Genomic DNA, 14,595 nt, shown 5'->3' with positions numbered 1-14,595 from the left:
TCCGCCCTCCTACCCGACGAGGACGACCATGACCGACACGAAGACATCGACCAGGGTGCAGGTGGGCCCGCTGTTGCGCCGCGCGGCCGAGGTCGAGGCCGCGATGTGGCGGAGCCTCTTCCTCTGGGCGCTGCGCAGACCGCTGCCGCTGGCTCCGGGCGACGAGCCGTTCGGCTACCTCGGTGTGGTCAAGCCGATCCTCGGCATCTTCATCGGCCTGTCGGTCGTGGAGATCCCGATCTTCGATGTCGTCGTCACCCACGTGGTGCCGTGGCGACCGGCCCGCTGGATCGTGCTCGGACTCGGCATCTGGGGTCTGCTCTGGATGATCGGGCTCTTCGCCAGCATGACGATCCATCCACACGTCGTGGGTGATCGCGGGCTGCGCGTACGCCTCAGCTCGGGCATCGACATCTGGATCCCGTGGACCGACGTCGAAGCGCTGCGCAAGCGTTACCGCTCGCTGCCGTCGAGCAAGTCGGTGCAGGTCGAGCAGGAGGGCGATCGTCGGGTGGTATCCGTCTCGGTCGGCAGCCAGACCAGCATCGACGTCCTGCTGCGCCGACCGCTGACGTTCGACCTCACCAACTGTCGAACCGAGCCGGTGAATGAGCTGCGACTGTACGCCGACGACCCGGACGGCCTCCTTAGCAGCGCTCGCGGCACCCCCGTGAGCAGCACCGTCAGCCGGTAGCCACCGCCGCTGGCGACGTGTCCGGGCCACCCACTGTGAAACGATCGAGGCCATGCCCAAGAAGGTCGATCACCAGGAGCGACGCACCCTCATCGCGGACGCGTTGATGCGGGTCGCCGCGGATCAGGGCCTGGAGGCCGTCAGCCTCCGTCACGTGGCCGCCGAGGCCGGGGTGTCCGCCGGGATGGTCCAGCACTACTTCCGCACCAAGGACGAGATGATGGCGTTCGCGTTGAGCGTGGTGCGTGAGCGCAGCCAGATCAGGGTCACCGAGGCGGTCGCACAACTGGGCGTGGACCCGTCGCCCCGGCTGCTGCTGCGTACGATGATCGGGGCGCTGCTGCCCCTCGATGAGGGGACCCGCGACGACGGGCGCGTGGCGCTCGCGTTCCTCGCCTACATGGCGGTACGTCCGGATGCCGCGCCCAGTCTCCGCGAGGGCACCCGACAGCTCACCGGGTTCATCGCCGGGATCCTGCCCGACGGCCACGGTGAGGCTGCCGCAGCCGGCCTGCTGGCGCTGATGGAAGGGCTCGGCGTCTACCTGCTGGGTGGGCAGTACACCACCGAGCAGGCCCTGGGCGCGCTGGACGCCCACCTCGACCTCCTCTTCGGCTCTGCGCATTGGCACCCGGACACGGTGGTGCACAGACCAGGATGAGCGGATGAGCCGCGTCCCCCGGTCCCGGCCGGTGCTGGTCGAGGAGGCGCACCGGGCCACGACCTTCGAGATCTTCTTCGATCTGGTCCTGGTCTTCGCGCTGACGCGGCTCATCGGTTTCATGGCCGAGTCGATGGAGCCGCTCACCCTGTATCAAGGGCTGCTGCTCCTGCTCTGGTTCTGGTACGCGTGGAGCTGCTACACCTGGCTGGGCAATCAGGTCCGCGCGGACGGCGGCGTCGTGCTGGCCGGGATGACCGTGGCGATGGCCGCCATCTTCGTGGCCGCGCTCGTGATCCCAGCGGCGTGGCAGCGCCACGGCGGCGCGCTGAGCCCGCCACTCACCCTGGCCATCGCCTACATCGTGGTTCGAGGGCTGCACCTCGCCCTGATGTTCTACTCCTCGGCCGGCAACACGCAGTACCGCCGGCAGACACTGCGCTTCGCGGTGTCCACGACCCTCGCCTGGGCTCCTCTGCTCGTGGGCGCCGTACTCGGCGGGACCGCCCAGACCGTGCTGTGGACCGTGGCGTTCCTCGTCGACTACGGCGGTGGCCGGGTCGCCACCGCCGCCAGCTTCGGGGAGGTCCGCAGTGGGGCGCACTTCGCCGAACGCCACGGTCTGGTGCTGATCATCGTGCTCGGCGAGTCCCTGCTGTCGGCCGGGGCCGGCACGGGTCCGGGCGTCATCGACTGGCCGACGCTGCTGGCCGCGGTGTTCGGCTTCGCCGCGACCGTGTGCCTGTGGTGGCTCTACTTCGTCGGCGTCGCGCCGGCCGCCGCGAAGGCGCTGAGCGACGCGTCACCGCGCTCCCGACGCCGCCAGCAGTTGGCGTCGGACGCGTACACGCTGGCGCACCTCCCGATGATCGCCGGGATCGTCTACTTCGCCCTGGGCATCCACCTGATCCTCGCGAACGTGACGGTCGAGGCACGACCCCACCAGGCCAGCGGGGAGCCGATGGGCTGGTCGGCGACACTCGTGCTGTACGGCGGGGTTGCGCTCTACCTCGTCGGTCGTCTGCTGTTCGCGCGGCTGACCGTACGCGGCTCGCCGGGTCAGCTCGTCGCGATCGCCGTCGTACTCCTGCTGGTGCCCGTCGCCCGGGTCCTGCCCGCGCTGGCCTCCCTCGGGCTGCTCGCGGCCTTCCTCACCGCCCTGGTCCTGCTCGAACGGCGGCGGATACGGGCCGCCTGACCACGTCGCACCGCCAGCGGATCGACGGGGATTGTGCGGCTCCAACTCGCCGTGGCAGTCTGCGGATCGTCGGTGCGCAGAAGAGGCGGTGGCACATGTTGAGTGTCCAGGGGGTGTCTGTCGGCTACGGCGATGCGCCGGCCGTCCTCAGGGAGATCTCGGTCATGGTCCGCCCGGGTCGGTTGCTGGCGTTGACCGGGTCGTCGGGCGCGGGCAAGACCACTCTTCTCAACGCGATGGCGGGGTTGTTGCGGCCGCTGGAGGGCACCGTGACCGTTGACGGGCAGCCGCTCCGCGATCGTGATCACGCGGTGGAGCAGCGGATCGTCCTCATCCCGCAGGACAATGGCCTGGCCCCGATCCTCACCGCCGCCGAGAACCTGCAGGTGGCACTCGTGGCCGACGGCGTGACACCACCGGAAGCCCGCCGGCAGACCGCCGTGACCCTGGACCTGCTGGGCCTCTCCGGCCAGGCCGACCAGCTCGTCGAGGAGCTGTCCGGCGGCCAACAGCAGCGTACGGCCGTCGCTCGCGGCCTGGCCCTGCGCGGGGGTGTGCTGCTGGCCGACGAGGTGACCAGCGAGTTGGACGCGGGTAATCGGCAGCGGGTGCTGGATCTGCTGCACGACGAGGCCCGGCGGGGCGCGGCGGTCGTGTTCGCCACCCACGACCCGGAGGTGGCGGCCGCCTGCGAAGCGGAGTTGCACCTGGTCGAGGGGCGGGCGGAGGTTGTGCGCGGCTGACCGTTAGGCCGTAACGGGCAGGTTTCAGTTCGCCCGCACGGGACGGTGGGCCACGTGCCGCATCGATAGCATCCGGTCAATGCTGGCCGTGATCTGGGGAGCACTTACCGCACGCCGGGCACAGGCCCTGGCGGTGCTCCTGCTCGCGGTCCTCGCCAGTGCCGCCGCCGCGGCCGCGCCGAGCTATGTCGCCGCCGCCGGGCAGGCCCTGGCCAGCTACGAACTGTCCCGGGCATCGCCGAACGAGCTTCGGGTGCGGCTCGCCGACCCCGTCGAATTTCCGGGGATGCCCGGAGACCCGACACGGACCCTGTTCGCCGGCAAGGTCAAGCGACTGACGCCGGCCGGGTTCGACGTCGTCCTGGGCGCCCAGAGCGGTGGCGTCGCCGCCGGTCGGGCCGGGACGGTCACCTCGAACCTGACCTTCCGAGCGGGGGTCTGCGAGCGGGTCACCGTGGCCGGTGCCTGCCCCCGGGCCACTTCGAAGGGTCAACTCCCCGAGGTCATGGTCAGCACGCACACCGCCGCGCGTCTCGGTGTCGTAGTCGGGGACCAGTTCACGTTCGGCGCCGTGCCGGTGCGGGTGGCCGGCGTCTACCGACCGCTGGACGTGACGGATCCGTTCTGGCTGGGTGGGGAGTACATTCGGCCACCCGCCGCGGGCTCGGCCACCACGTCGACCGCGGGCAGCGCCGAGGACGCGATCTTCACCGCCGAGACCGCGCCCCTCGCCGACGAGCAGGCCATCGTGTACCGATCGACGGCCGACCTCTACGTCACCGAGCGACTGTTGGACAGCCGATCCGTGCAGGAGCTGCGGGCCGCGGTCACCCTGTTGGAGCGCGACGGGGGCCGCGAGGGTCTCGGGGCCGGCACCACCCTGCCCGGCCTGCTTGACCGCGTCACCGTGCAACGAGGGCAACTGGCCGACGGCGTGACGCTGGGTGCCGGGCTGCTCGTGCTGCTCTGTTGGCTGGTGCTCTTCGTCGCGATCAGTTCGGCGGCCGATCAACGGCGACCGGAGCAGGGCCTGCTCCTGCTCCGCGGGGTGCAGCGCCGACGACTGTGGGCGCTGGCAATCGGCGAGCACGCCGTCCCCGCGCTGATCGCGATCCCCCTCGGCTGCCTGGGCGGCGTCGCCGCTGCCACACTGCTCGCCGCGCACACCCTCCCGGCCCCCGCCGACGTCACGGTGGACGCGACCGCGATCGGCTTCGCCGCCATCGGCGCCGCCGGCGCGCTCGCCGCCGTGCTGCTGGCCCAGGCTCGGATGTTGTCCGCACCGGTCGTCGACCTGCTACGTCGGGTGCCGGCACGGGTCAGGGGATGGCGGGCGACCATCGGCGACGTCGTCGCGGTGTCCGTCGCCGTGGCCGCCGTGGTGCAGCTGCGCTCCGGCGGATCGCCCAGCGGGCTGGCTCTCTTGGCACCGGTCGCCGGGGCGCTCGCCGCGGCGGTGCTGCTGGCGCGGATCGCGATGATCACCGGCGCGGCGGTGGGTGCGGCACTGCTGGCGCGCGGCCGGACAGCGGCCGGTCTCGCCCTGGTGCAGGTGGCCCGACAACCACGTTTCCGGCCCCTGATCGCGCTGCTCACCGTGGTTGTCGCGATGCTCGCCTTCACCGCCGCGACGAGCGAGGTCGCGTCGGCCGCCTACCGCGATCGGGCGACAGTCGAGGTCGGCGCGCCTCGCGTGGTCGAGGTCGATGCGACGTCACGTTCGCACCTGTTGTCCGCCGTGCGGGCGGCCGATCCCGACGGCCGGTTCGCGATGGCCGCGGTGGTGTCGGGTTCGGCCTTCGCGGCCGGCACACCGTTGCTGGCCGTGGACTCCGACCGGCTGGCGGCGGTGGCCGCGCCGCATTCGTCCTACGGAGTGTCCCTGGCGGACGTCACGCGAAAGATCCGCCCGGCCGCACCCGGGGAACCGGTGCACCTACGCGGGCGACTGCTCACCGTGGTCAGCTCCGCCGACTTCGACGCCGAGGTCTTCGGCGGCAATCGGGTCCGCCTCGCGCTCACGGTGTCCAGCGCCAACGGCACCCGGGTGGTCGTCGCCCGCGACGACATCAAGCCCGGTCGCAAGGATTACGTCCTACAGGTGCCCGAGTGCGCGCAGGGATGCCGGCTGGTCAAGATCGAGATTGTCGCTCCAGTGGTCTCCAGCCAGTTGGAGATCCACTTCGAGGAGTTGCGCACCGGCGATGAGGACGGCGGCCGCGAGACGGTGGTGCTGACCGGCGCACAGTTCGCCGATCCGAAACGGTGGCGGCTGTCCGACCCGAACGAGACGTTCCTCAGCGCCATGAACGGGCCGGACGCGGCGCTGGTGATGGAGGTGATGGAGAACCGGCGCGCGACGCCGGCCGGCATCAGTGTCAACGATGCGCCTTTCCCGCTACCCGGTTACCTGACCCGGTCGACGGGGACGCCGCTCGGCGCGGCTCATCCGTACGACGGCGTCGACGGGACGCCGACCACGGCATTGGTCGGTGGCGTGGCCGACCGGCTGCCGCGGCTCGGTGGAGCCGGCCTGGTCGTCGACCTGGAGTACGCGGACCGGCTCGCGGTCGCCAGCCAGAACGGCAACGAGGAGGTCTGGTTGGCGGGGGCGGCCCCCGTCGACGTCCTCGACCGGCTTCGTGCCCAGGGTCTGGTCGTGAAGAGCGACCGGACGATCACCCACGTACGACAGGACTTCGACCGACAGGGTGCGGCGTTGGCCTTGCGCTTCAACGTGTTCGCCGCGCTGGCCGGGGTGCTGATCGGGGCGGCCGGCCTGATCGCGATGGCGGCGGCCGAGCAGCGCACCCGGGTGGCCATGTTGGTGGCGCTTCGTCGGCAGGGACTGTCGCCACGCGCCGTCCGTGGCGGTTACGGGTGGCCGGTCGCCGTCGCCGCCGTGTCGGGCGGTCTCGTCACCCTGGTGATCTGGCTTCTCACGCGGAGCGGGCAGCGCGTGTTCAGCGACGGTCGCTCACCGGTCCCGTTGCCCGAGTGGCCGGACGTCGGCCGTCTGCTGTTGTTCACGGTGCCCACGGTCACGCTGTTCGCCCTCACCGCGGTCGTGCTCGGTCGGATCGTCGCCGCCGCGGTACGCCGCCGGAGCGGCCAATGACCGCCCCGCCGCCGGACGAGCCGATGACCGCCCCGCCGCCGGAGCGGCCGATGACCGCCCCGCCGCCGGACGAGCCGATGACCGCGCCGCCGGCTGCGGGTGTGGCCGTCGGCTGCCACCGACTGATCCACATCTACCCCACCAGCACCGGTGACGTGGTCGCTCTCTCCGGCGTGGACCTGCAGATCTCCCCCGGCGAGATGCTGGCGCTGGTCGGTCCGTCCGGCTCCGGCAAGTCCACGCTGGTGGCGATCCTCGGCGGGCTCATGCAGCCCTCCGCCGGCCGTGTGTACGTGGGCGACCACGAGCTGTCCCGGCTCTCCGCCAAAGGCCTGGCCGCCCTCCGCGGGGCCACGGTCGGCACGGTGTTGCAGGGCGCCGAGCGCAACCTGCTGCCGTACGTGTCGCTGTCGCGCAACGTCTGGTTGGCCCAGCGACCGGCGGCACGCCTCGCCGGGCGTCGGCTCGATCCGCCGGAGGCGATCCTGGACCTCGTCGGTCTCGCCGGTGCCGGTGCGCGGCGGGTGGGCGATCTGACCCCGGGGCAGCGTCAGCGGGCCGCGCTGGCGCAGGGGCTCGCCGCCGGGCCGGGGCTGCTCCTGGTCGACGAGCCGACCAGTCAGCTCGACGCGTCCGGTCGGGACGAGGTGCTCGCGGCGCTGGCCACCGTCAACGCGGAGCGGGGCACCACCGTGGTCGTGGTGACCCATGACAGTGAGGTGGGTGCCCGGCTCGGCCGCGCCGTCACCATCCGGGACGGCCGGGTCGGGGCCGAAGGGCGGAATGGCCGGGACTTCGCCGTGGTGGCCGGGGACGGCACGATCCAGTTGCCGCCCGAGACGTTGGCGACCTTCCCGGCCGGGACGATGTTCGAGGTCGACCACACCGACCAGTCGATCACCTTGCGCGCCGTGGCGAGCCCGTCGTCGGGCGAGGAGGCGGCGGCGAGGGAGAACGGCCGCGCCGGCTGAGCCCCCGGGTCCCGGGCCACGTCCCGTTGTCGGAACGCGGCCCGCGACCCGGGAGACGCGATCCGCTCAGCGCGCCGCCGTGTTGCCCCGCGCCTTCAGCCGGCGCAGTTCGTCAGCGGACATCAGCCAGGTGGAGTTCGTCGCCCCGAGGCCGAGAAGCACCTGGTCGAAGCCGTTCCCGTCGTTGTCGTCGGTGTAGCAGAGGCTCACCTCGCCCCAGGGAGAAGCGGCGATGGCCAGATGCTCCTGACGACCCGTCGTGGTCTGGCTCAGCGCCTGGGCCGCCAGGCGACCGGTCGACGTGCCGTCCGGGTTGAGGCCGCGCGCCCAGACGTCCGGGTTGGTGCCCGACACCGTCCAGCCCACCACGATGTTGTCCTGGTCGTCGATGCCGACGCCGGGGGCGATGGCCCCGGCGCCGGTGGAGACCTGGACCTCGTCGTGTCGGGCGACGCCGGCCGGGGTGAACGAACGCGCCCAGACGCCCCGGGTGCCGGTGTGGTCGGATTCCCACCCGACGGTGAAGTCCCCGGCGAAGTTCGCCGCGACCGAGGCCCGCTGCTGCTGCCCGCCGCTCTGCGCGTTGGCCGTCCGCCGCGACAGCACCACCGCGCCGTTGGACCGGGCCAGCCGGGTCAAGCCGATGTTGTACGAGCCGTTCGCGTCGGCGTCCTCGTCCCAGACCACCAGCGCCTCGCCGGCGGCGGCCACCGCCACGTCGGGGCGGTGGTGCGTCCCCGTCGTCTGCGAGGCCGTCACCTCGTACGCCTTGGTGGTCGGGGCGGTGAAGCCGGCGGCCTTGACGGTGGCGGGCGCGGTCCCCTGCACGTCCTCCCAGACCACGCTGAAGCCGACCGCGCCGGTGGTCGGCGCGCCGTCCGGGTCGACCGCCACCTTCGGCCAGATCTGCTGCCCGGCATCGCTGGCGTTGGCCTGCCCCGAGCCGAGCACCGTGCCGCTCGGCGAGACCACCCGGTACTGGATGTTGTAGACGCCGTTGCCGTCGCCGTCGGCGGCCCAGACCACCACGGCGTTGCCCCGGTCGTCGAGCCCCACATCGGGGCTGATGTGTCGCCAGGCGGCCCCGCTGGTGCCCCCGCCGGAGAGCTTGAGCTCGTACGCGGGCGTGCCGTCGCGGAACAGCCGCAGGTAGATCTCGCTGTGGGTGTCGGACTCGGGGGCGGTGCTGTCCCGGTCGTCCTCCCACACCACCGCGACCTGACCGTTGCGGTTCATGGCGATGGAGGGCAGGTCCTGGTCGCCGGTGGCGACGCTGTTCGCGGTGGTCCAGGTGATCGCCTCGGCGGTGACGGCGATCGGGGCCGGTACGACGTTCGGCACCAGGAGGGACGCGGCGAGCAGTGACGTGAGTGCGGTCATGGTGGTTCTCCTTCTACCCGGCCTGCAGGCCGGGCTGGCCGTCGAGGATGACGAACGAGCGCGCCGTGGACGCCGCGGCCCCGTGCTCGGTCACCGTGTTCACCGTGCGGAAGTCCGCGCGGACCTGGCTGCGACTGATCGTGGTACGGACGTAGCCGCGCCGGTCCGAGTAGAACTTCAGGTGCGGGTTGGTCGCCGCGTTCGGGATGGTGGTGCTGCCGCTGCCGTTACCGGTCGAGCTGATCGAGGTGCAGACGAGTTCGGTGCCGATGGTGGCGGAGGACGGGTTGGCGTAGTCGGCCTTGAGCTCGTTGGCCCAGGACCTGTGCACGTCGCCGGTGAGCACCAGGGGGTTACGCACCCCGCGCTGCTGCCAGCCGGTCTGGATGCGGCTGCGGGAGGCACGGTAGCCGTCCCAGGCGTCCATGCTCGCCGCCCCGCTCGCGTCGAACTGGCGGGCGAAGAAGACCTGCTGGCCGAGGATGTCCCAGGTGCCGTAGCGCTGGGCCAGTCCGTCGAGCAGCCACGCCTCCTGGGTCGCGCCGGTCAGGGACCGGGAGGCCAGGTCCGCGTCCGCGCAGACCTTCCAGCCGTCACCGCAGGCCTGGTCGTCGCGGAACTGCCGGGTGTCGAGCATGTGGAAGGTGGCGAGTTGTCCCCAGCGGACGCGGCGGTACAGCGGGATGCTGTTGCCGCTCGGGGCGGAGGCCGGCCGCAGCGGCATGTTCTCGTAGTAGGCCCGGTACGCGGCGGTCCGCCGGGCGGTCCACTGGGCGGCGGTCAGCGTCGGGCTGCTGTCGTTGCGGACCATGTTGGCGTAGTTGTTCTCCACCTCGTGGTCGTCCGGCACGACCAGCCAGGGTGCGGCCGCGTGTGCCGCCTGCAGGTCCGGGTCGGACTTGTAGAGCGCGTACCGGCGGCGGTAGTCGGCAAGCGACACGATCTCGGCGCCCACGTGCTGTCGCACCACGGAGCTGCCGACGCCACCCTCGTAGATGTAGTCCCCGAGGTGCAGGATCAGCCCGGGGTTCTCCTCGGCCATCCGGCGGTAGGCGGTGTAGTAGCCGGCCTCGTAGTGGGCGCAGGAGGCGAAGGCCATCACCAGGTCACGGCCGAAGGTGCCGGGCGCCGGGGCGGTCCGCGTCCGACCAACCGGCGAGATGTGACCCTGGGCCCGGAAGCGGTAGTAGTAGTCGGAGTCGGCGGCGAGCCCACCCGCGATCGCGTGCACCGAGTGCGCGTCGGTGTAGCGGGCGACCACCGAGCCCGAGGCGACCAGCGAGGTGAACCGGTCGGTGGTGGACACCTGCCACTCCACTGTCACGTCGGCGTTGGCCATGCCGCCCTGCCCGTCGGCGTTGAGCGGCGACGGTGCCAGCCGGGTCCAGAGGACGACGCTGTCAGGTGCCGGATCACCGGAGGCGATACCGAGCTTGAAGGGGAACGGTGCCGCGGCCTGGGCACTCTGTTGGGGTGTCATCGCAGCACCAGCGGCAGCGAGTCCACCGAGGACGAAGATGCGACGGCTCAGCCTTGTCATGCGCCATACCTTCGGGATCTTCGATGAACGGCGATGGGTGTGGCGCGGAATCGGACATGACGGATTGCTGTCCGCACCAAGGCAGTCAGGTGTCCTGACCGCCGGGATCGGTGCCGGCGGTCAGGTGAGCGGTGACGGTGACTCCGCGCCGGGGATCGTCAGCTTCGGCGTACCGGAGCCGTCGGCCGGGACCGTCCAGACGTCGGGCTGGCCGTCGTCCTGGCGCAGCGTGTAGGCGAGAGTCCCGCCGTCCAGCCAGGCGGCCTGGTCGTCCACGCTGCTGGTCTCGGCCGTCGCGGTGACCCGCATGGTCGCCAGGTCGAGCACCGACAGTCGCCAACCCTTCGCCGGGTCGGCGTCGATCGCCTCCTTGAAGGCGACCCGGGTGCCGTCCGGTGACAGCGACGGGCACTCGACGTTCTCCTTCAGCGTCTCGACCGAGCGGGCGGCGACGTCGCCCCGGACGAGGTATCTCTTGCCCCCGGTCGACATGGTCGCGTAGAAGCGGTTGTCGTCGGCGGTGAAGGTGACGCCCCAGAAGTTGACGTCGGGGCTGCGGTAGCTCCGACCGTCCCGGGTGATCGCGAACTCCTCGAGCGAACTCACCGTTACGCCGGTGGTGGTGTCGAGGATCCCGGTGCGGGTGGAGAAGCCACTGGAGGTGTAGGAGTCGCCGCCGACGAACGTCGTCCAGGAGACCATCCGGCCGGAGGCCGAGACCCGGGCCCGGTTCGGCAGGCCCGGCACGCTGACCGCCCGCTGCTGGCGCAGCGCGGAGTCGAGCACGACGACCTGGTACGACCAGGCGGTCTCTGGTTTCAGGCAGACACCGGTGCCGGCCGCCGCGTACACCCGCAGGCATTCCAGGCCGGAGACGGTACGGGGCCCGGCGGGGTCGGCCGTGGCGACCGTGGAGACGTGCCGGTCCGTGATCGCCAGCAGGCGAGCGCCGGGATCCAGGGTGACCGCCTGGTCCCCGCTGGTTGGTGGCGGCGTTCGGGCCGGTTCTGCGGCCGTGGCGGCGTAGCCGGCCGCCACGCTGCCCAGCAGGACCGCCGAGGCGGCAACCACACCGAGCTTGGCTCGGGTCGACAACGCGGTCATCGGGGCACCTTCCGGGTGACGAGACGGGAGGGGGTGGCCAGGAGGAGCAGGGTGACGACGAGGACGCCGGCGACGGCAACGGCCGCCACCCGGATGGCGTTCCCCGGCCCCCACGCCTGCCAGGCAAGACCGAACAGGACCGAGGAGACGAGGTACGCCAGTGCCTGCCCGGTCTGCACCAGCGCGATTCCGGTGGTTCGCAGCCGCGCGGGCAGCACCGGCCCGGCGAGCGCGATGAGCACGCCGTCGGTGGCCGCGTAGAACGCGCCGTACAGCGCCAGGGTCAGCGCGATCAGCGGCCAACCGTCGACCGGTCCGGCCAGCAGCAGGTAGGCCGCACCGAGGGCCGAGTAGCCGCCGATCACCACCGGCAGCCGGCCGATCCGGTCGGCGAGCACACCGAGCGGGGCGGCGAGCAGCAGGTAGGCCAGGCTGGTCCCCACCGCGAGCAGCGGGAACCAGTGCAGGTCGAGCTCCGCTCGGCGCTGCAGCAGCAGGTAGACGAAGCCGTCGCCGATGGTGGCCAGCCCGAGCAGGGCCGCGGCCAGCACGATCCGGCGGGTCGGCCGGCTGCGCAGCAGGCCGAACGCCTCGCGCACGGAGACCTTCGGGTCGTCCGGGCCGTCCGTCGGCGCACCGGCCGGGCGCTCGCGAACGAAGAGCACGAGCACGACGACGGCCAGGGCGGCGACGCAGAAGCTGGTGACGAAGACCGCGTCGTACGACTCTCCGACGACCAGCAGGACCGCGAACGCGGCGAGCGGCCCGAGGAACGCGCCGACGCTGTCCATCGCCCGGTGCACCCCGAACGCCCGGCCCAGGGCCTCAGGTGGTGTGGAGAGCGTGATCAGTGCATCCCGCGGCGCACTGCGTACGCCCTTGCCGAGCCGGTCGACGGCGATGACGGCGCCGATCGCCGGTACCGACCGGCCGGCGAGCAGCAGGCCGAGCTTCGCGACCGCCGAGAGCGTGTAACCGATGCCGGCGATCAGCTTGCGTCGCCGGAACCGGTCCGCGGCGTAACCGCCGACGACCCGCAGCAGCGCGGTCGCGCCAGTGTGGACTCCGTCGAGCACACCGAAGGCCACCGGGCTGAGCTGCAGGCCCAGCACCAGATAGAGCGGCAGTACGGCGGCCACCATCTCCGCGGAGATGTCGGTGATCAAGCTGACCGTGCCGAGTGCCACGACGTTGCCACTGACCATCGCCATCCGTCGGCGGCGTGGCCCGACCTCGGGCGGGTCGGTGACCGGTCGGGAGACGGTCGACAGGTACACGAGCATCTCCTCGGATCGACGGCTGCCGGTCAGCCATCGTCCGTACTTATCGGAGAGCGCACAACGGACCGTGCGTGGCAGCCAGGCATGGCACGGGTGAACTCACCTCGAACATCGAGATGTTTGCCGGCCCGGACGCACTGTTCATCCGTCCGTCGCCCGCCGTCCCATCGACCTTCCTACATTCCTTGCGCTCTACACCCACTGCAGAGGAGTCCTGGATGCACATTCGATTCCCGCGTCCATCGGTGACGATGGGGACGGTCGTGGTGCTCGTCGCCGCCACCGCCGCGGTCGTCGTCAGCGGCGCTGGCGCGGCGTCGGCGGCGAGCGTGACGTTCACGCCGGTCGCCGACACCTACGTCCAGAGCGACACCGCGTCCACCAACTACGGCACGTCCACCCAGGTCGTGGTCGACAACTCGCCCGTGCGGCGTTCGTTCCTGCGCTTCACGGTGAGCGGTGTCAGCGGCACGGTGACCAGTGCCAAGCTGAGACTGCGCACGATCAGCGGCAACAGCGGCAGCGACGCCGGCGGCACGTTCCGGCGGATGTCCAACACGACGTGGTCGGAGACCGGCACCACCTGGAACAACCAGCCGGCCATCGACGGGGCAACTCTCGGCACGATCGGCGCGGTCAGCGGCAACAGCTGGTACGAGGTCGACGTCACGGCGGCCGTCACCGGCAACGGCACGTACAGCTTCGGTGGGACCTCCGCCAGCGGCGACGGCGCCTACTACGACACGCGCGAGAGCGGTGCCGACGCCCCGCAGCTGGTGGTCTCCACCGGGACCACGACACCGCCGCCCTCCGGGGACCCGGTCTTCGTCGGCGCTGGCGACATCGCCGACTCGGGCGCCGGCGACAGCGCCACCGCCACGCTGCTCGACAGCATCCCGGGGACGGTCTTCACCACCGGCGACAACGTCTACGACAGCGGCACCGCGTCGCAGTTCAACAGCTACTACGAGCCCACCTGGGGTCGGCACAAGACGCGCACCCGCCCGTCGCCGGGCAACCACGACTACAACACGTCGGGTGCGACCGGCTACTACAACTACTTCGGTACGTCCGCCGGCCCGAGCGGTCGCGGCTACTACTCGTTCGACCTCGGCAACTGGCACATCGTTTCGCTGAACTCGAACATCAGCATGTCGGCCGGCTCGACGCAGGAGCAGTGGCTGCGTGCGGACCTGGCCGCCAGCAGCAAGCCGTGCACGCTGGCGTACTGGCACCACCCGCTGTTCACGTCCAGCTCCAACCACGCGCCGTCGACGTCGACACGTCCGCTGTACCAGGCGCTCTACGACTACAACGCCGACGTCGTCGTGTGGGGGCACAACCACGTGTACGAGCGGTTCGCTCCGATGAACCCGGCCGGTGGCGCCGACGCCAGCCGAGGCATGCGCAGCTTCGTCGCCGGGATGGGCGGTGCGGGTCACTACGGCTTCGGCACCATCCAGCCCAACAGCGAGGCGCGCAACAGCTCCGCGTGGGGTGTCCTGAAGTTCACCCTGCACTCCGGCAGCTACGACTGGCGGTTCGTGCCGGTGGCCGGGCAGACCTACAACGACAGCGGCACCGGCAACTGCCACTGACCGCGTGATCCCGCTGCGCCGTGCGCGGCGCAGCGGGATCGTCCGCGTCGCTCCCTGGCGCTGCCAGGGTGTGTCCGGTTCCCTGTAGAGCTGCCCCAGTTGTGGGGCGGCCCCGACCGGATCACCGCGAGCGCCGCAGGCACAGCAAGCACCGCAAACACCGCAAGCTCCGCAGGCACCGCAAGCACCGCAAGCCGCAGCCACCTCCGCAGGGCGCGGTCCATATCTGGGGCAGCTCTACAGGGGTGCCGTCAGGTGGGTCGACCCCGCGGGGCGGCTCAGGCATCGCCGTAGGGACTCCTCGGTCG

Annotated in this window: 11 protein-coding genes; 7 read left to right on the top strand and 4 right to left on the bottom strand. The window is 71.5% G+C overall.

Annotated features, from left to right (window positions below):
• Positions 1-28 precede the first annotated feature (28 nt).
• From HNR20_RS23480 to HNR20_RS23455, 6 genes are all read left to right on the top strand, one after another.
• A complete protein-coding gene (locus HNR20_RS23480; RefSeq protein ID WP_184183635.1) occupies positions 29-694 on the top strand; it encodes a hypothetical protein in 666 nt (221 codons plus the stop codon).
• A 52-nt stretch (positions 695-746) separates the two neighbouring features.
• Positions 747-1,355 (top strand): TetR/AcrR family transcriptional regulator, encoded by a 609-nt coding sequence (locus HNR20_RS23475; protein WP_184183632.1) that lies wholly within the window; start codon positions 747-749, stop codon positions 1,353-1,355.
• A 4-nt stretch (positions 1,356-1,359) separates the two neighbouring features.
• Positions 1,360-2,553, top strand: coding sequence for a low temperature requirement protein A (locus tag HNR20_RS23470; RefSeq protein WP_184183629.1), 1,194 nt, complete (start codon positions 1,360-1,362; stop codon positions 2,551-2,553).
• A gap of 95 nt (positions 2,554-2,648) precedes the next feature.
• The gene (locus HNR20_RS23465) at positions 2,649-3,296 is read left to right on the top strand and encodes an ABC transporter ATP-binding protein (RefSeq protein ID WP_184183626.1); all 648 of its coding nucleotides are present in this window, start codon (positions 2,649-2,651) and stop codon (positions 3,294-3,296) included.
• Positions 3,297-3,375: 79 nt separating this feature from the next.
• Positions 3,376-6,414, top strand: coding sequence for an ABC transporter permease (locus tag HNR20_RS23460; protein ID WP_184183624.1), 3,039 nt, complete (start codon positions 3,376-3,378; stop codon positions 6,412-6,414).
• A 77-nt stretch (positions 6,415-6,491) separates the two neighbouring features.
• Complete coding sequence (locus HNR20_RS23455) at positions 6,492-7,385, top strand: ABC transporter ATP-binding protein (protein ID WP_184188853.1); 894 nt, start codon at positions 6,492-6,494, stop codon at positions 7,383-7,385.
• A 66-nt stretch (positions 7,386-7,451) separates the two neighbouring features.
• Here the strand turns inward: HNR20_RS23455 and HNR20_RS23450 are convergent, their stop codons facing one another.
• The 4 genes from HNR20_RS23450 to HNR20_RS23435 form a co-directional block, all read right to left on the bottom strand.
• On the bottom strand, positions 7,452-8,765 hold the full coding sequence (locus tag HNR20_RS23450) for a hypothetical protein (protein WP_184183621.1): 1,314 nt from the start codon (positions 8,763-8,765) through the stop codon (positions 7,452-7,454).
• Positions 8,766-8,778: 13 nt separating this feature from the next.
• Positions 8,779-10,305 (bottom strand): alkaline phosphatase D family protein, encoded by a 1,527-nt coding sequence (locus HNR20_RS23445; protein ID WP_184183618.1) that lies wholly within the window; start codon positions 10,303-10,305, stop codon positions 8,779-8,781.
• 120 nt (positions 10,306-10,425) lie between these two features.
• Positions 10,426-11,409, bottom strand: a complete 984-nt coding sequence (locus HNR20_RS23440) for a TolB-like translocation protein (protein ID WP_184183615.1) — start codon at positions 11,407-11,409, stop codon at positions 10,426-10,428.
• A complete protein-coding gene (locus tag HNR20_RS23435; protein WP_229687364.1) occupies positions 11,406-12,686 on the bottom strand; it encodes an MFS transporter in 1,281 nt (426 codons plus the stop codon). Before HNR20_RS23435 ends, HNR20_RS23440 begins: the two co-directional genes overlap by 4 nt.
• A gap of 221 nt (positions 12,687-12,907) precedes the next feature.
• Here HNR20_RS23435 and HNR20_RS23430 point away from each other — a divergent pair, with 221 nt between their 5' ends.
• Positions 12,908-14,287: a CBM96 family carbohydrate-binding protein gene (locus HNR20_RS23430; RefSeq protein ID WP_184183609.1), complete on the top strand. Its 1,380-nt coding sequence runs from the start codon at positions 12,908-12,910 to the stop codon at positions 14,285-14,287.
• Positions 14,288-14,595: the final 308 nt, after the last annotated feature.

The sequence above is a fragment of the Micromonospora parathelypteridis genome, from assembly GCF_014201145.1.
Lineage (GTDB): Bacteria > Actinomycetota > Actinomycetes > Mycobacteriales > Micromonosporaceae > Micromonospora > Micromonospora parathelypteridis.
Note: the sequence above shows the minus strand (reverse complement) of the source record. Positions and strands in the feature narration are given on the sequence as shown.